Raw genomic sequence first — 15,921 nt, 5'->3', positions numbered from 1 at the left:
GGTGAGGGTGGCCCCGCCACCCCGGCCCGCGCTCCGGACCGGCCCTGGCTCAGCCCAGGGCGTCCAGCAGGGCGGTGACGTAGGCGTCCAGCCGCTGCTCCACGGCTCGCGTCGTCAGCTCCGTCCGTCCAGCCTCCTGCCAGGGCTGCGCCACCGACCGTACTTCCTCCGAGCACGCCAGTCCGTCCCGCACCCGCCAGTACAGCCGCTCGCTCGCGGTCACGGCCAGCACCCCGCCGGCCTCCTCGTACGCCTCGGCGAACCGCTGACCCCACTCCGGGCCGTGCAGCAGCGCGAGATTGGTGGAGCAGTGCGCCACGTCGAGATCCGCCGGGCCCCAGGAGGCCGCCGCCCAGTCGACGACGCCGGTGATCCGCGCACCTGCCGGCCCTGGGGGCGGCACGTCGAACAGCACGTTGCCGGGTTGGAAGTCCCGGTGCAGGAACCGCCCTTCACCGGGCGGCGGGGGCCTGCGGATCACGTCGATCGCCGCGGCCCATGCCGCCGCGTCGGCGCCCTTCGGCACCACGACGGTGTCGGCGGTCGTCAACGCCACATAATCCCGGGGCCGTTCGGCGGGCCGCAGCGCGTGGATCGCCACGAGCTGACGGGCCAGCAGGGGGACGCGTTCCTCCACCCCCTCATCGTCGAGGACCGTCCGGCCCGCCAGATGCGTCATGAGGAGCGACGGATACTCGCACTGTGCGGCGCTCGGATCAACCGCGACCAGCGCGGGAGCCGGGACGCCGGTCCCCGCCAGCAAGGCCAGGGCGCCGGCCTCCCTGTCCAGCCAGTCCTCGGCGCGTTCCACGGAGAACGGGTCGACGAAACTCCGCAGCACCAGGTCGCGGGTGCCTCCGTCCCGCGTGCCGATGGTCAGCCTCCGCATTTCGGCGGTGATGCCGCCGTGCAGCGCCTCGATTCCGACGATCCGTTCGCCGGCCTCCAGGTGCCGGCCCACCCAAGCCAGTGTCAACGGCCGCACGGCTGAGATCTCATGAGGGTCGGTCACCCTTCCACCTCATCATCCGGGCGGCAGCACGCGCAAAGGACTTCAGCGGTACGACGGTCAACGGTCAGCCGCAGGCCGCCGCGATGCCGCCGGACGGTGAGGTCCCCCGATCGCGGCGGTACCGCCCGTGCCGGCTTCCTGGCCTTCGACGGCGGAAGTCAGGCCGTCGAGGAGCGTCTTGAGGCCGAATTCGAAGAGCGCGTCGAGACGCAGGTCGTAGCCGTCCTCGAAGGCTCCGACCGCCTTGGTGAAGGCCGGGAAGCGGCCGGATTCCACCAGTTCCTGGAGGGCGGGGGCGCGGCTGTCCATCCACTGGTCTTCCGACTGGCCCGTGGCGGCTTCGGCGTGCGCCTCCATCTCCAGGTGCACCGCCAGGCCCTGGACATGGCTGTAGAGCAGGACGTGGATGTCGAACAGCGTCGTGGGGTCGAGTCCGTGGCCGTCGAGGGCGCCCAGCACCCACTCGCCGTGGACCATCAGATTGGGTACGAGCAGCGGGCGCGTGAGGCAGCCGAGCTGGGCCAGCCACGGGTGCTGCCGGTACAGGCTCCACAGGGTCCGGGCGCCCAGCTCGATGCGGGTACGCCAATCCTCGGGGGCTTCCGCGGGGTAGGACTTCTCATGGGCCTGCTGGAGCAGGCGAGCCGCGTACGGACCCGGATGCGCGGCATGTCGATCCTCGACCCCGACGGCCGCGAGGTCGGCCGCTCCACCGAGGCGACCTTCAGCAGCGGACGGCTCGACAGCGAAGACCTCGAGGTGCTGCGTGAGGACCTGGTGAGGATGGTGCACGAGCACACGCGCGCAGGCGTCGAGTACCTCTTCGGCGACAGCATCACCGCGCTGGACGAGGACGAGACCGGCGTGCGCGTCGACTTCGCGCACGGACCGTCCCGCACCTTCGACCTCGTGGTCGGGGCCGACGGCCTGCACTCCACCGTACGGCGCCTGGCCTTCGGTCCGGAGGAGCACTTCGCCCACCACCTGGGCAGCTACCTCTCGGTGTTCAGCGCGGACAACTTCCTCGCCCTGGACGACTGGCAGGTGTGGCTGCGGGGCGGCGACACGGGTTTCGGCATCATGCCCGTACGCGACAACACCGAACTCAGGATCGCCTTCGGCTTCGAGTCCGTGCCCCTCGCCCACGACCTCCGCGGCGGGGGCGCCCTCCGGCAGCTCGTCGTGGACAAGCTCGCGTCGATGCGATGGGAAGGGACCCGCTTGGCCGAGGCCGCCCGGACGGCCCCCGACTTCTACTGCGACGCCATGGCCCAGATCCGCATGGACCCGTGGTCGCGGGGCCGGGTGACCCTGCTCGGAGACGCCGGCTACTGCCCTTCCCCCCTCTCGGGGCAGGGCACCAGCCTGGCCCTCGTGGGCGCCCACGTGCTGGCCGACTGCCTTGCCCGGGCCGGCGGCGACCACCGCACCGCGTATGCCCGCTACGAGCGGCGGATGCGCCCGTTCGTCACCCTCAACCAGGCCCTGGCCACCGAGAACCCCGGCGGACCCGCCTCGGAGGAATCCGTCGCGCACGCCAAGAACGCACTCTCGCTGGACGGCTGAGCCCTGCCCTGGACGGGCACCGAAGCCGACAGGGGAGGGCTTGAAGCGGTGGCGAGGCCTGCCCGACGCAGGCGTCGGCCCCCTCTACCAGGAGGGGGCCTCTACTGCTCCTGCGACTTACACTCTCGTTCCTGACGCCTGCAATGCTTTCGAATGCTTTCGTTGGTGCCGTCCGTGCTCACTGGCCGGACGGAGCGTCGCGTACGACGCGGCGAGATGCTGTTCCGAGAGCGACCCCCGCTGGGGGCCTCCGTCCGTGCGCAGTCGGACCGGACGGTTTGTTTCGTTTCACCCGGGTGTGCTCGGGATGGGCCGCTCCTCCGGACGGGCGGTGACGCTCCCGAACTCCCTGCTTTCCGTGGGGCTCTCGCCCTACGCGGCTTCCAGGGGACAGCTCCAGCCTGCGCCTTGCCGGCCGCGGAGGCAACCCCAGCCGGGCCTTCACCGAAGGTGACGGCGGAGGAGCGCGGTGTCGCCGGGCCGCGCGTGGGCGGGCAGTTGACCGGGCTTGCGCCTTCAGCCGGTGGGGGTGCCGACCTGGTCGCGTTCGAGCGCGGAGCGCAGCCGGCGGAGGGCCCGGGCGGCGGCTGCCGTCGTGGACTGGTCGAGGGCGCCTTCGACCAGTTCGCTCAGGCCCGCGGTGAAGGTCGCCTCGGCGGCGTCGAGGAGCTGTGAACCGTCGTCGGTCAGGGCCAGGAGCGAGGACCGGCGGTCCGCCGGGTTGGCCTGGCGGACGACCCAGCCCTGCTTCTCCAGACGGTCGACGCCCTTGCTGGTCGCGCCGGCTCCGATGGCGAACTCCGCGGCGAGGTCAGCGACTCGGGCCCCCGGGTGCTCGCGCAGGAACCGCAGGAACTCGAACTGCGAGGTCACGATCCCGTGCCGCTCGCGCAGGCGGTCGTTCAGCGCGTTGTACAGGCGCGTCTCGCAGCGGACGAGATCCGCGAAGAATCCTTGGAGGTCGGCGATGCCATCCGATGTATATTCCACGGCATATAGTGTAGAGGAAGTCATTCCATAGGAGGAGCGCAGATGAGCAAGGAACAGCTCGCCAAGATCGACGCGATGCTCCGCCGGCCCCGGCCGGAGGGCCGGCGCTCCGTCGAGGAGCTGCGCGCCGGGTTCAGGGCGCTGATGGACACGATGATCGTGCCGGACGACGTCCGCACCACTCAGGCCGCGCTCGGCGGCCGGCCCGCCCTGCACGTCACACCGGACAGCGGCGCGCGCCCGGGCACGATCCTGTACTTCCACGGTGGCGGCTTCGTCTTCGGCTCTCCCGAGACCGCGCTGTCGCTGACCGCGCAGCTCGTCTCGAGGACCGGGTTCGACGCGTACTCGGTGGACTACCGGCTGGCCCCCGAGCACCCGTTCCCGGCTGGTCTGGAAGACAACCTGAGCGCTTACCGCGCCCTCCTCGACAGCGGCCTGGACCCGTCCGCCATCGCGTTCGCCGGGGACTCCGCCGGCGGCGGTTACGCGGTCACCACCGCCCTCGCCGCCCGCGACGCGGGCCTGCCGCTGCCCGCCGCGATCGTGGCCTTCTCCCCGGGCGTGGACGCCACCCGGAGCGGGGAGAGCATGACGACCAAGGACGGCATCGACCCGATCTTCACCCGCGAGGCCGTGATGCACACCGGGGCCATGTACCTCGCCGGCCAGGACCCCGCGCAGCCCCTCCTCAGCCCGGCCCTCTTCGCCGACCTGACCGGCTTCCCCCCGCTCCTCATCCAGGTGGGCGCCAACGAGATCCTCCTCGACGACTCCACCCGCCTCGCCGCCCGCGCCCGCGACGCCGGAGTCGACGTCATCCTCGACATCACCGCCGACGCCCCCCACGTCTTCCAGGCCTTCGCGGGCGGCCCCCTCGACGAAGCCGACCAGGCACTCGACCGCGCCGCCCTCTTCCTCGCCCAGCGCATCCCCGCTCCCTGACGCTCCGCGCCCTCACCGGCCGCCGGGCCGCTGGCGTGGCCAGGTGATCGTTCAGGCCGGTGCCTGCGGTCCGGCGGCTGCTCGTCGCCGGGGCGACCAGTTCAGCAGCCGGGCCGGGTTCACGGTGACGGCGGCGCGCAGGACCGACGGGTCGACGTGCGCGGCCGGCCAGGCGAGGCAATCGGCGAACGTCCTGCCGCGTTCGTGGCGGGTCCAGGGCCAGTCGCTGCCCCACAGCAGGCGCTGGTGGCCCGCTTCCTCCAGCACGCGCCGCAGCATGAGGCCCGGCGCGTCGGGCGCGCCGGGGGCGCAGCGGTAGGGCGCGGAGGCCTTGATCCACACGTGGTCGCGCGTGGCCAGATCCAGTACCGCGCGGTCGGCGCCCTCGGACGCGCCCGGCAGACCGAGGTGGTCGATCACCACGGGGGACGGCCAGCTACGGAGGGCGGGCGCGATCGCCGTCCACTGTCCGCCCGCCGCGTGCACCTCCAGGTGCTGCCCGCGCTCGGCCAGCAGTGCGGCCACCTGCCGCCAGTGCGGCCCGGCCAGGTCGGGCACCCGCCGGCCGATCAGGTTGAGGCGGATGCCCGCGACGCCGTCGAGGGCGAGCGGGGCGAGCGCGTCCGGCCGGCAGGGGCGGTCGTGGTCCGGCACGATGACGGCGCGGAACCTGGCGGGGTGCCGGGCCAGGCAGCCGAGCAGGAACTCGTTGCGCGATCCCAGGAAGCTCGGCTGGACGAGGACCGCGCCGCCGATGCCGTGCCGGTCGAGCAGCGCCAGGTACGTCGCCGGGAGGGCGTCGTAGTCCGGCACGTAGCGGGGGCGGTCGGCCCTGGGCAGGCCGCGGTGGAACACGTGGGCGTGGGTGTCCACCGACTCCACCGACTCGGCCGATTCGCAGATCACCCGTCGATGGTAGGTCCGGGGAGCCAAGGGTCGGGGGCCTCTGGACCTTCACCTGACCGACTGTCATATTGGCCTGCATGTTCGACGACGTACTGACGTGCTCATGTTCAGGGCGGCCGGTGCCGCGGAGGCGCTGCCGCTGCGCCGTGCCGGTCGTTGGTTCCTTCCGGCACCGCACCGACCTCGGGTAAGGAGCGAGCATGCGTCAGTGGTACCGCTCGGCGTCGCCCGGGGGGCGACGGGCGTTCTGGGCCACCTTCGGCGGCTGGGCGCTGGAAGGGGCCGACGCGCAGATCTACGGCCTGGTGCTGCCGACCCTCACCGCGCTGTGGCATCTCACCAACGGCCAGGGCGGGCTGGCCTCCTCGGTCACCCTGGTCTGCACCGCGCTCGGCGGCTGGCTGGCCGGGGCGGCCTCCGACCGGTGGGACCGGGTGGCCGTCCTGCGCTTCACCATCGCCTGGTACGCGGTGGCGACCGCGCTCGTCGGCTTCGCCGACGGCTTCGAGTCCCTGCTGGCCTTCCGGTGCCTACAGGGCATCGGCTTCGGCGGTGAGTGGGCCGCGGGCGCGGTACTGATCAGCGAGTACGTGACCACGCGGTACCGGGGGAGGGCCCTCGGGGCGGTGCAGAGCGGGTGGGCCGTCGGGTGGGCCCTCACCCTCGCCGCCTACTCGGTGCTGGTCGCCGTCCTGCCGCAGGCCTGGGCGTGGCGGGCGATGTTCTGGCTCGGCGTGCTGCCCGCCCTGCTGGTGCTCGCCCTCCGCCGCGGGATCGCCGACCCCACGGCCGACCAGCGGCGGCGGGAGAAGGCCTCGCCGACGGAGATCTTCCGCCCCGGCCTGCTGAGGGTCACCGTCTTCGGCGCGCTGCTCGGGCTCGGCAGCCACGGCGGCTACTACGCCCTCACCACCTTCCTGCCCACCTACCTCCACACCACCCGGCACCTGTCGGTGATGGGCAGCAGCGGGCACCTCGCGGTCTTCATCGCCGGCTCGTTCCTCGGCTACCTCGCATCCGGGTGGCTCTCCGACCGGGTCGGCCGCCGCCGCAACGTCGTCCTCTTCGCCCTGTGCTGCCTCGTGACCCTCGTTCCCTACCTGCTGCTGTCACTCGGCGATCTCGGCACCCTCATCGCGGGCGCGCCGCTCGGGTTCTTCTCGGCCGGCATCCCCGGCGGACTGGGCGCCCTGTTCGCGGAGTTGTACCCCACCCGCGTCCGGGGTACCGGGCAGGGCTTCTGCTACAACCTGGGCCGCATCGTCAGCGCCGCTTTCCCCGCCCTCGTCGGCTACCTCTCCGGACGCCTCGGACTCGCGGCGAGCATCGCCCTCTTCGCGGGGCTCGCCTACGCACTGGCGGCCATCGCCGCCACCTGCCTCCCCGAGACCCGAGACCGCGAACTGCCCCATGACCCGGCTCCCGTGGCCTATCCAGAGCGAACCGCCAAGCTCCCCAGGTAGGGGGCGGGCTGCGCGGACGCTCGGGAGCGTCCGCGCGGCCCAGGGGTGGGGCAGCGTGAGCCTGCGGATCCTGACCTGACCGGCTCTGCCGTCGCGCCCCTTCCGGGGGGAACGCCTCACGACATTCAACCGGCCGAGGTCGCGCCGGCACCGACCTGGTGGACGTAGGTGGTCACAGTGTCAGGAGGCCTCCTCGACGGTGTCGGAGAGGCGGTGGGCGGTGGAGGTGTCGACGCCGAGGGCGGCGAGCAGGTCGAGGACGACGGTGAGGGGTGGGGCTCCGGCCAGGCGAGCGGCTGCAAGGTGGGTGGGGAGGCGGTCGGCGGCGATCAGGGCTGTCCACTGGGTGGCGGAGAGGGCGAGGTAGCGCAGGCCGGGGAGATCGGCCAGCAACGCCAAGTCCGCGGTGGGGCAACGGGACAGGTCGAGGGAACGCAGTCCGGGGAGGGTGCGCAGCGGGGCGAGGTCGACGGGTGACGGGACGTCATTGAGGTGGATCGCCTGGACGCCCGGCGCGAGCCGTTCGTCCAGGGCTGAGGCCACCAGCTGGCGCGAGTCGTCCCCGGACTGCTGCGGGGCGTGCGGATCGGGCTGGCCCAGGATCTGGCCGAGCCAGGCGGTGACGGAGGAGGCGACGTAGCGCGGGCCGCCGTTGTCCGGAAGAAGGAGCCCGGACGGCTCGGCACCACGTACCCGCCGCCGGACAGGCCGACGCTCCCTCGGCTCCCGTGCCCGCGCAGCACGCACTTCGTCCAGCCCTCCGGCGCCTGTGCGACGACCTCCGCCGTGATCTGCCGCGCCGCCTGTTCCACCGTCAGGTCCACACCCACCCTTTTCGTCCCACTGTTCGGACGATCATGTCAGCAGGGTGTGACAGAGCGACCGGCAGTCGGCGCCGACGAGCCGCTTGCCGTCTCCGATCTCGTCAACGCCAACCCGGCCGACCTTCTCGGTCACGGCGCGGGCGTTTTGCGTCGGACGTCTGGGCGAACCCGTACCCGGGACCCACCGCGGCCACCGGCTGGCGTGCGGGTTCCGGCTCCTCGGCGCTCAGGATTCCGGGAACCCGCGCGTGTTACCGCGAACCGGAGCGATGCCCGCCATGGGTCACGCGGGTCACGCGGGTGACGCGGTGACCTTGGCGACGAAGCCGGCGACGTTGGCCACGGTGCGCCGGATCTTCTCCTCGACGGTGAGCGACTCGTGCAGCCGGGTACCGGTCTCCCGCTTGCCGCGCACGTAGAGCGAGCAGGCGAGGTCGCTGCACATGTAGGCGCCGACGGAGTTGCCCTGCTTGCCGGCCTTCCCGGCCAGGGGTGCGACCAGCAGCGAGACGCCCCCGGTGTGGGTGGTCACGCAGAGCGAACAGATGCTGCGGCGGGCCTGCCAGGAGGCGGCACCGGAGGAGCGCAGCGCGACCGCCACCGCGCGGCCGTCCGACTCGGCCGCGAGGTAGGCGCGATCGGGCGCCTGCGGGTCGCGCCACCCGAGGAAGTCCAGGTCGTCCCAGGGCTGTTCGGCCAGGTCGCGGGGGATGTGCAGTCGCTTCGCCTCGCCCTTGGTGCAGTTCACGAAGGCGGCACGGATCTCTTGGTCGGTCAACGGCTTCATAGGAGCCAACGTAAATTACCTAGGACTATTAGGCAAATGTATAATGGCCTCAGTCGATCGGAGGGAAGGCCATGGCGCGCGTAGGACTGAACGCGGAACGACTCACCCGGGCGGGAGCGGAACTGGCCGACGAGGTCGGCTTCGACAAGGTCACGGTCTCGGCGCTGGCACGACACTTCGGCGTCAAGGACGCGAGCCTGTACTCGCACGTCAAGAACTCCCAGGACCTCAAGACCAGGATCGCCCTGCTCGCACTCGAGGAACTCGCCGACCGGGTCGCCGCCGCCCTGGCCGGACGCGCCGGCAAGGACGCCCTGGCCGCCTTCGCCAACGCCTACCGCGACTACGCCCGCGAACACCCCGGTCGCTACGCCGCCGCGCAGCTCGAACTCGACCCCGAGACCGCGCGCGCCAGCGCCGGCGTCCGGCACTCGCAGATGACGCGCGCGATCCTGCGCGGCTACGACCTCGCGGAACCCGACGAGACCGACGCCGTCCGGCTGCTCGGCAGCACCTTCCACGGTTACGTGGCCCTGGAACGGGCCGGGAGCTTCCAGCACACCCCGCGCGGCACGGAGGACACCTGGGCGCGCATCCTCGACGCCCTCGACGCACTGCTGCGCAACTGGCCGGCGGCCTGACCGCCCGCTCGCAGGCCGCCTGCGCCCCGGGGCGGCCGGTAGGAGGCCATCACCGCGAGGCGGGTGAGCCCGAGTCCGCCCCGGGCCCGGCGGTCGGCGCCGGTGTCGGCGGCGCGGCCACACCGGCCCTCTGACGGGGTGACCCCAACCACCCCGAAGAACTCAATGGCGGGCGTCCGCTCCCGGGCCCCTCACCATGGAGCCATGACCGGATCACTGCACACCACACTCGTTCTCGGCGGCACCGGCCGCACCACCGGTTGCATGCCGACCGCGTTCCGGGAGTTCGCGCAGCGCAACGCCCACGCCTGGACCGCAAAGGCGGGTGCGTGACCATGACCATCGGGAACCTCGAGGACTTCGCGGCGCTGGACCCGTTCTTCCGGATCATCCAGGAAGGCCTCGCCGGTCTGGTCGACGGCGGCCACTTCTTCGACCTCCTGGCCGAGGACGTCGTCGTCGAGTACGTGGTCTCCGTCCCCGGCTACCCGCGCCGAGTCCAGGGTCGCCAGGCGGTCGCCGACCTGTACCGGGGTTACGGCGACGCGATGGTCCTGACCGGCGCGGACGAACTGGCCGTCCACCGGGACCCCGACACGTCCGTGGTCGTCCTGGAGTACGCCGTGCATGGGCACGCCGTCCACACCGGGCTCCGCTACGACAACCACTTCGTCTCAGTGATCACCGTCAAGGACCGCCGGGTGACGCACTGGCGCGACTACCTCGACCCCGTCGCCGTCTTCCGCGCCCTCGGATGGCCGTCCGATCGCCACTGACGGAGCGAGCCGCGGTCGCGCACGGGTGACACTGCCACGGCCGTGTCCCGGGCCGACCCGGCCGCCCGGGCCCGAGGCCAGCACCCGTTCCCGAGTCCTGGCCTGTCGCGACGGGCACGGAGCGGCCGCGCGGTAGACATGGAGACCATGGAGCGCGCGCGAGACGACGTCTCGGACCCGGACCGGGCCATGCCGAGGCCCGGTCGCCCCCGGGCCTGGGCTGGACTCTGGTACCCGGGCCGTGTGCGGCGGCGGGAGGAAGGTGGTCCGTGAACGTCGTGTTGAGCGAGGTGACGCCGCTCGCCCTGGCCATCGCGCTGTCGCCGCTGCCGATCGTTCCGGCGCTCTTCCTGCTGTTCACTCCCCGGCCCAGGGCGACGGGCGGAGCCTTCCTGGCCGGGTGGGCGGCCGGGATCCTCGTGGTGGCGTCGGTGTCCACGGCCCTCGCGGCCCTCATCGAGACCCGCGAGGAGACGCCCACCTGGGCGTCCTGGACGAAGGCCGTCCTCGGCGTGGTCCTCGTCCTGCTCGCCGGGCGGCAGTGGCGCTCCGGCTCCAAGACGGGGACCCCGGCCTGGATGCGGAGCCTCACGGATGCCACGTCGGCCAAGGCCCTGCGGCTGGGCCTTCTGCTGTCGGCAGCCAACCCGAAGAACATCCTGCTGTCCGCGGCGGCGGGGCTGACCATCGGCTCCGCCGAACTGGGTCCGTCCCGTGGCGTCACCGCCGTGGCGGTGTTCACCGCGATCGCCGTTTCCACCGTCGGGCTTCCCCTGCTGCTCCACATCGCGGCGGGGGAGCGGGTCCTCACTCCGCTGGGCAGGGCCAGGACGTGGTTGGAGACCCACAACAGCGCCGTCACCGCCCTGGTCCTGGCCGTGATCGGCGTGCTCCTCGTCGTCGAGGGTGTCACCGGACTGTGACCGGTACGAGGACCGCCTCCGCGGCGGTCCCCTCTCGGACCGTACGGCCCGGCCCTCCCGGCCGTCGCACGATGCGGCAGGAGGGCTGAGGCCGTGAGCGCGCGAGGCTAGAAGAACGTGGGCCGGCGCGGGACGTAGGGCTCTTCGAGGGAGTCGGTCTCCTCGGCGGTGAGCGTCAGGTCGAGCGCGGCGACGGCGTCGGCGAGGTGGTGCGGCTTGGTCGCGCCCACGATCGGGGCGGAGACCACCGGGTTCTTCAACACCCAGGCCATCGCGACCTGTGCCATCGACACACCGCGGGCCAGGGCGATGCGCTGGACAGCCTCGACGACGGCCCGGTCGCTGTCCAGGAAGATCGGCCGGTCCTGCTGGTCGACTGTCCGGTTGAGCTCCGCACGTGGCGTGGAGCGTTCGCCCCAGGGCCGGGTGACCAGCCCCCCGCCCAGGGGGCTCCACGGAATGCTTCCCACGCCCTGGTCGGCGAGCAGGCCGAACATCTCGCGCTCCTCCTCGCGGTGGATCAGGCTGTACTGGTCCTGCATGGAGACGAACCGGGTCCACCCGCGGGCCTGCGCGGCATGCTGCATCTTGGCGAACTGCCAGGCCCACATCGACGAGGCACCGATGTAGCGGGCCTTGCCCGCCTTGACCACATCGTGCAGCGCCTCCATCGTCTCCTCGACCGGCGTCTGCGGGTCGAAGCGGTGGATCTGGTAGACGTCGACGTAGTCGGTGTCCAGGCGCCGCAGCGAGGCGTCGATCTGTTCCATGACGGCCTTGCGGGACAGCCCCGACCCGCCCGGTCCCTGGTGCATCGGCGCCCACAGCTTGGTGGCCACGACGATGTCCTCACGCCGGGTGTACTTGCGCAGCGCCCGCCCGACGACCTCCTCCGAGGTGCCCAGACCGTAGATGTTCGCGGTGTCCCAGAACGTGATGCCGAGTTCGACGGCCTGGCGGAAGACCGGCTCGGCCGCGTCGTCGTCGAGCGCCCAGGTCGTCCTCCTGGCCGGGTCGCCGAAGCTCATACAGCCCAGGGCGATCCGGCTGATCCTGAGCCCCGACGTTCCCAAACGCGTGTACTCCATGGCGTACTCCTCTTCCTCGGTGACGTGGACGTGTGCACCTGCTCCGAAAGGCCGCCGCGCTCACTCCCCCCCCCCACCGTGAACTCACCCTCGGCTACGAGGCCCTGGAACTCGCCGCGACACCGGACTGACCCTCATGGCCTACGGCGCCGAACCCGCCATACCCGCGTGCGACGCCCTGAACCTGCTGGCCGGCTGGGCCGCGACGATGGATCGGGACCATGATCTCCGGCTCGGAAGCTCATCCCTCTCCCACCCTGCGGCCCGGCACCTCCGCCTGACCTCGCGCTCTCATCGCGCGTCCTCCCCGGCGACTGGTCAAGGGCGATCGTCGGCATTCATGGGGTCTGCTCTGTCGTGGGAGGGCCGGAGCGGCCGGCGGCCCTCGCGAGCGGTCAGGTGTCCGGGACGACGGCGACCGGGCAGCGGACGTGGTGGATCGCGGCGTGCGCCACCGGGCCGAGGTGGGCGCCGAGAGGCATCCGCCGGACGTGGCGGCCGAGGACGACCATCCGGGCCGTCTCCGACGCTTCCACCAGGACGATGGCGGCGTTGCCCCGGACGAGCTCGGACGTCACGGTCACCTGGGGGTAGCGGGCCAGCCAGAGGGCCAGGACGTCGGCGAACCGCTTCCGCTCGGAGGCGGACAGCTCCTTCTCCAGCCCTCCGATGGCGTCGAACGCCATGTACTCGCTGCCGGCCGGCGGCGCCCAGACGTGGACGATCCGCAGGGGTGCCGAGCGGTGGGCGGCCGCCTCGAAGGCGAACGCGAGGACGTCGTCCGGCGGATGCGCGAGGTCGACGCCCACCAGGACGGGGTCGGTGGCGGCGCCCCCCTCGCCCTCACCGGCCCGGACCAGCACCACCGGGCAGGTGGCCCGGCGCAGCACCTCCTGGCTCACCGAGCCGACCAGGAAGCCGCGCACGGGCCCCAGCCCCCGGGAGCCGAGCACGAGGACCGCGGAGGTCCGGCCGGCGGTCTCCAGCGCCTTGGCCGGGTCGTCGGGGACCTGGCGGGAGGAGACCTGGAGGCCGGCGTGCGTGGCGCGCAGCTCCGCCTCGCGGGCGGCCAGGGCGTCCTGGCTGCGGTTGTACACCTCGCTGGTGCCGACCGAGTCCCGCTTGGGCCAGGGCCAGGCCTGGAGGAGTTCGAGGGCGAGCCCGCGGCGCAGCGCCTCCCGGGCGGCCCACGCGGTGGCGGCGAGGCTCTCCGGCGAACCGTCGAAGCCCGCGACGACGGGACCGTTCACGGTGACGGGACCGTTCACGGCGACCTCCCAGGGGTCGGGTCCGGGCCGGTCGGGCCCGCAGCGAGTCGAGGGCGGCGGCGACCGTTCGACCGCCTGCCGGAAGGGGCGGTCGAGCCGGACGCCGCGACCGTGGTCCATGCCGCGTCCCGCAGGTCGTACGTGGCCCGGGCACCCCGGCCAGTATCGGCGGGAGCCGCTGCCGGCGCCTCCCGGCGCAGGGCCGCGCCCCGGGCGGTCCGGCCCCGGCTCGGCGGATCGGCCTGGGGAACGTGGGTGGTCAGAGCACCGGTCAGGCGCGCGGGGCGGTGTGCAGGACGGCGAACAGGCCCCGTGCGCGCGTGCCGTCGGGCAGCTGCCAGAGGCCGCCGAGGTGGCCGGCCGTCTCCGGGGCCGGGAGGGCCGCGTCGTCCGCGGCGGGGTGCAGCACCCGGTGCAGGCGCAGGGTCGCGCCCCGGGGTGCCGACAGCTCGGTGCCCTCCTGGTCGTCGTCGACGGCGGTGGGGCTCAGGGGAGTGTCGCCGCGGTAGGAGCGGGTGACCTCCAGGTCGGGGGTGTCGCTGATGTTCTGGTCCTGGGCTTGGACCCGGCCCTCGATCAGGGCCGACAACTGGGCGACCAGCACCGGGTCGTGGCAGCCGTCGTAGGCCCAGCGCCGCCCCAGCTCGCCGTGCTCCATGGTGCCGACGAGCGCGTGCTCCGCTCCGTCGAGCGGGGCGCCGCGGTAGGTGAGCGGGACGAAGTAGGTGGCGGGGGCTGGGCCCGAGGTGTCGGTGACCACCATGAACTCGATCCCGACCTCGCCCTGCGGGTCGTCCAGCCGGAAGCCGCCGGCCTTGGCCAGGTCCGGGGCTCCCGCGCCGCCGCGGTACCAGGGGCGGGAGGGGAGCCAGGAGGCGAGCAGTTCCAGCTTGCTCGGCTGGAGGGTGGTCTGGTGGATGACGGACATGCCGGGGGTCTCCTCCGTTGTGCGAATGCGATGGTCATACCCTCCCACCCATGCGGGGCTGACGGGCGGGCAGGTTCCGCTGCGACGTTCGTTGCCGTTCCGGCCCGGTCCTGGTCCTGGTCCTGGCCCAACTCGCCTCCCCGTCCTCCGCCGTCCACCGGCGGGTCTCCCGCCCGGCACCCGCGCGGCCGTCGGGCGGTAGGGCGTACCGGCACCAACTCGCCAGTCTGGCTGGAAAGATGGTTTCGGGTCGGCCGAACTTGCGATCTTTCGGACAAGCAGGCGATCAAGGTCTTGATCTGCTGAGGGGTCACCCTTAGATTGCAGTGCAATGTCACACTGAACCGACCGACACGGCGTGCCTGGGGGACCGGTGCCGGACACTGCACAGCAAGTACCGCACCAGAGCGCCGACAAGCTGCCCCGGGTGTTCTACCGGCTGGCACTGGGCGACGCCCTGTCCACGTACGGGAGCCAGCTCGACCTGGTGGCGCTCAGCCTGTTCGCCTACGAGGCGGCCGGGAACGCGCTCGGCACGGCCGGGTACCTGATCATCCGGCTGGCCGGCGGCCTCGTCGGCGGCCTGGTCTCCGGGCGGCTGGTGGCCCGGACCGACCGGCGGCGGCTGATGACGGGTTGCGCGCTGGCCCAGGCGCTGGCCCTGGTCGTGGTGGCCCTCGCGCCGGTCCCGGCACGCATCCCGGTGCTCTACTCGCTCGCGCTGGTCTTCGGCGGCGCGGCCGCGGTGTGCGCCGTCGCGCTGCGGACCAGCATCCCGGAGATGGTCGGCTCCGAACGCAGGGCCCGTGCCAACAGCCTGATGGCCAGCTGCCGTTCGGCCGCTATGGTGCTCGGCTTCGCCTCCGCCGGCGTGGTGGTGGCCTGGGCCGGGTTCCGCGCGGCGCTGCTCATCGACGCGTCCAGCTTCCTGGTGTTCGCTGCGGTGGTGCTCCGGCTGCCGCTGCGCACCCGGGCCGAGCCCGCCGAGCAGCCCGCCACAGAACCGGCTGATCCCGCCGGTCCCGCCGCGGGGGCGAAGCGGCGCGGGAGCCGGTGGCAGGCGCTGATCGTCCTGCGGGCCGCCCCGGTGGTCGGCGCGATGGCGGCGATCCGGCTGCTGGACGCCTTCGGCTCGGCCGCGCACAACATCAGCCTGCCGGTCTTCGCCAACCAGCACTCTCCCGGCAACCCGGCCGCGCTGCTGGGCATGTTCTGGGCCACCTGGGCGGTCGGCAACCTCGGCGCCCAGCAACTGGTCTCCCGGCTCCTGCTGCGCCGGGGCATCGAACCGGGCGAGCGCGCCTTCGCCCTGGGCACCTGTCTGATGTCCGGCTGTTTCATCCTGGTCTTCACCGGACTGCCGACCCCGCTGTTCCTGCTGGCGGCGATCGGTGCCGGGCTCGGCGACGGCTTCACCGAGATCTCGTACACCACCCGGATCCAGGCCCTCGCCGACGAACGGCGCGGCCAGGCCTTCGGGCTGCTGACCTCCGCCGAGAACGTCGGCATGGGCACCGGGATGCTGCTGAGCGGATCGCTGCTGGCGCTGCTCAGCCCGCTGACGGTGGTCGGTGTCTCGCACGCCGTTCCGATCGTGCTGGCGCTCGGCTTCCTGGTCGTGGTCGCCCGGTCCCGCAAACGCTGAACCCTCCACCCCGCCGCAGTCACCCCACCGCACCCCACCACAAGCACCGCGCCACCGGATCCGCCGGCGCCACCGCGCCGCAGGCACCAGCCCGATCCGCTCACCCTCCGTACCCCGGGGCGGTCCGTACCCGCGCGCCCCGGCACCGATCCGAAAGGT

The 15,921-nt window shown here is 72.7% G+C and carries 17 protein-coding genes; 8 read left to right on the top strand and 9 right to left on the bottom strand.

Translation table 11 applies throughout. The features are described 5' to 3' along the window. Positions 1 to 49 precede the first annotated feature (49 nt). Both ACIP37_RS31050 and ACIP37_RS31045 read right to left on the bottom strand, forming a co-directional pair. Positions 50 to 961, bottom strand: coding sequence for a phosphotransferase (locus ACIP37_RS31050; protein WP_363589282.1), 912 nt, complete (start codon positions 959 to 961; stop codon positions 50 to 52). 108 nt (positions 962 to 1,069) lie between these two features. Beyond that, positions 1,070 to 1,567 carry a TetR/AcrR family transcriptional regulator C-terminal domain-containing protein gene (locus ACIP37_RS31045; protein ID WP_400844884.1) on the bottom strand — a complete coding sequence of 166 codons (498 nt, stop codon included), beginning with the start codon at positions 1,565 to 1,567 and terminating at the stop codon, positions 1,070 to 1,072. 66 nt (positions 1,568 to 1,633) lie between these two features. Between ACIP37_RS31045 and ACIP37_RS31040 the strand changes: the two genes are divergently transcribed. Continuing rightward, complete coding sequence (locus ACIP37_RS31040) at positions 1,634 to 2,578, top strand: FAD-dependent monooxygenase (protein ID WP_400844867.1); 945 nt, start codon at positions 1,634 to 1,636, stop codon at positions 2,576 to 2,578. 516 nt (positions 2,579 to 3,094) lie between these two features. On the opposite strand, the gene ACIP37_RS31035 is transcribed toward ACIP37_RS31040, so the two are convergent. Next, positions 3,095 to 3,568: a MarR family winged helix-turn-helix transcriptional regulator gene (locus ACIP37_RS31035; protein WP_400844864.1), complete on the bottom strand. Its 474-nt coding sequence runs from the start codon at positions 3,566 to 3,568 to the stop codon at positions 3,095 to 3,097. Between the two features lie 42 nt (positions 3,569 to 3,610). Between ACIP37_RS31035 and ACIP37_RS31030 the strand changes: the two genes are divergently transcribed. Next, the gene (locus tag ACIP37_RS31030; protein ID WP_400844861.1) at positions 3,611 to 4,513 is read left to right on the top strand and encodes an alpha/beta hydrolase; all 903 of its coding nucleotides are present in this window, start codon (positions 3,611 to 3,613) and stop codon (positions 4,511 to 4,513) included. A gap of 51 nt (positions 4,514 to 4,564) precedes the next feature. Here the strand turns inward: ACIP37_RS31030 and ACIP37_RS31025 are convergent, their stop codons facing one another. Then, on the bottom strand, positions 4,565 to 5,419 hold the full coding sequence (locus tag ACIP37_RS31025) for an amidohydrolase family protein (protein ID WP_400844858.1): 855 nt from the start codon (positions 5,417 to 5,419) through the stop codon (positions 4,565 to 4,567). Positions 5,420 to 5,619: 200 nt separating this feature from the next. Between ACIP37_RS31025 and ACIP37_RS31020 the strand changes: the two genes are divergently transcribed. Further along, positions 5,620 to 6,882: an MFS transporter gene (locus ACIP37_RS31020; RefSeq protein ID WP_400844855.1), complete on the top strand. Its 1,263-nt coding sequence runs from the start codon at positions 5,620 to 5,622 to the stop codon at positions 6,880 to 6,882. Between the two features lie 180 nt (positions 6,883 to 7,062). Here the strand turns inward: ACIP37_RS31020 and ACIP37_RS31015 are convergent, their stop codons facing one another. Both ACIP37_RS31015 and ACIP37_RS31010 read right to left on the bottom strand, forming a co-directional pair. Next, complete coding sequence (locus tag ACIP37_RS31015) at positions 7,063 to 7,629, bottom strand: hypothetical protein (RefSeq protein WP_363633418.1); 567 nt, start codon at positions 7,627 to 7,629, stop codon at positions 7,063 to 7,065. A 369-nt stretch (positions 7,630 to 7,998) separates the two neighbouring features. Next, positions 7,999 to 8,493: an FBP domain-containing protein gene (locus tag ACIP37_RS31010; RefSeq protein WP_400844852.1), complete on the bottom strand. Its 495-nt coding sequence runs from the start codon at positions 8,491 to 8,493 to the stop codon at positions 7,999 to 8,001. Between the two features lie 71 nt (positions 8,494 to 8,564). Here ACIP37_RS31010 and ACIP37_RS31005 point away from each other — a divergent pair, with 71 nt between their 5' ends. The 4 genes from ACIP37_RS31005 to ACIP37_RS30990 all read left to right on the top strand — a co-directional run bounded on the left by ACIP37_RS31005 (position 8,565) and on the right by ACIP37_RS30990 (position 10,833). Then, positions 8,565 to 9,134 carry a TetR/AcrR family transcriptional regulator gene (locus tag ACIP37_RS31005; protein WP_063351909.1) on the top strand — a complete coding sequence of 190 codons (570 nt, stop codon included), beginning with the start codon at positions 8,565 to 8,567 and terminating at the stop codon, positions 9,132 to 9,134. 204 nt (positions 9,135 to 9,338) lie between these two features. Next, complete coding sequence (locus ACIP37_RS31000) at positions 9,339 to 9,467, top strand: hypothetical protein (RefSeq protein ID WP_400844849.1); 129 nt, start codon at positions 9,339 to 9,341, stop codon at positions 9,465 to 9,467. Between the two features lie 2 nt (positions 9,468 to 9,469). Further along, positions 9,470 to 9,910, top strand: coding sequence for a nuclear transport factor 2 family protein (locus ACIP37_RS30995; protein WP_363586655.1), 441 nt, complete (start codon positions 9,470 to 9,472; stop codon positions 9,908 to 9,910). A gap of 269 nt (positions 9,911 to 10,179) precedes the next feature. Then, on the top strand, positions 10,180 to 10,833 hold the full coding sequence (locus tag ACIP37_RS30990) for a GAP family protein (protein WP_363632185.1): 654 nt from the start codon (positions 10,180 to 10,182) through the stop codon (positions 10,831 to 10,833). 107 nt (positions 10,834 to 10,940) lie between these two features. Here ACIP37_RS30990 and ACIP37_RS30985 read toward each other — a convergent pair whose 3' ends face one another. The 3 genes from ACIP37_RS30985 to ACIP37_RS30975 all read right to left on the bottom strand — a co-directional run bounded on the left by ACIP37_RS30985 (position 10,941) and on the right by ACIP37_RS30975 (position 14,117). Further along, positions 10,941 to 11,921, bottom strand: a complete 981-nt coding sequence (locus tag ACIP37_RS30985) for an aldo/keto reductase (protein ID WP_363586653.1) — start codon at positions 11,919 to 11,921, stop codon at positions 10,941 to 10,943. A gap of 395 nt (positions 11,922 to 12,316) precedes the next feature. Beyond that, positions 12,317 to 13,189, bottom strand: coding sequence for a universal stress protein (locus ACIP37_RS30980; protein ID WP_400810667.1), 873 nt, complete (start codon positions 13,187 to 13,189; stop codon positions 12,317 to 12,319). Positions 13,190 to 13,460: 271 nt separating this feature from the next. Next, entirely contained in the window at positions 13,461 to 14,117 is a 657-nt protein-coding gene (locus tag ACIP37_RS30975) for a 1,4-alpha-glucan branching protein (RefSeq protein ID WP_400810669.1), read from the bottom strand. A gap of 373 nt (positions 14,118 to 14,490) precedes the next feature. Here ACIP37_RS30975 and ACIP37_RS30970 point away from each other — a divergent pair, with 373 nt between their 5' ends. Continuing rightward, positions 14,491 to 15,762, top strand: coding sequence for an MFS transporter (locus ACIP37_RS30970; RefSeq protein ID WP_400810671.1), 1,272 nt, complete (start codon positions 14,491 to 14,493; stop codon positions 15,760 to 15,762). Positions 15,763 to 15,921: the final 159 nt, after the last annotated feature.

This window comes from Kitasatospora sp. NPDC088861 (genome assembly GCF_044750105.1).
GTDB lineage: Bacteria > Actinomycetota > Actinomycetes > Streptomycetales > Streptomycetaceae > Kitasatospora.
This window is presented reverse-complemented; position numbering and strand designations above follow the sequence as displayed.

What these genes read in the sequence shown, in the direction of transcription:
- ACIP37_RS31020 (WP_400844855.1), top strand. Translation starts at nt 5,620, where the DNA reads ATGCGTCAGTGGTACCGCTCGGCGTCGCCCGGGGGGCGACGGGCGTTC.
- ACIP37_RS30985 (WP_363586653.1), bottom strand. Translation starts at nt 11,921, where the DNA reads ATGGAGTACACGCGTTTGGGAACGTCGGGGCTCAGGATCAGCCGGATC.
- ACIP37_RS30995 (WP_363586655.1), top strand. Translation starts at nt 9,470, where the DNA reads ATGACCATCGGGAACCTCGAGGACTTCGCGGCGCTGGACCCGTTCTTC.
- ACIP37_RS31040 (WP_400844867.1), top strand. Translation starts at nt 1,634, where the DNA reads ATGGGCCTGCTGGAGCAGGCGAGCCGCGTACGGACCCGGATGCGCGGC.
- ACIP37_RS31030 (WP_400844861.1), top strand. Translation starts at nt 3,611, where the DNA reads ATGAGCAAGGAACAGCTCGCCAAGATCGACGCGATGCTCCGCCGGCCC.
- ACIP37_RS30975 (WP_400810669.1), bottom strand. Translation starts at nt 14,117, where the DNA reads ATGTCCGTCATCCACCAGACCACCCTCCAGCCGAGCAAGCTGGAACTG.
- ACIP37_RS31010 (WP_400844852.1), bottom strand. Translation starts at nt 8,493, where the DNA reads ATGAAGCCGTTGACCGACCAAGAGATCCGTGCCGCCTTCGTGAACTGC.
- ACIP37_RS31000 (WP_400844849.1), top strand. Translation starts at nt 9,339, where the DNA reads ATGACCGGATCACTGCACACCACACTCGTTCTCGGCGGCACCGGCCGC.
- ACIP37_RS31005 (WP_063351909.1), top strand. Translation starts at nt 8,565, where the DNA reads ATGGCGCGCGTAGGACTGAACGCGGAACGACTCACCCGGGCGGGAGCG.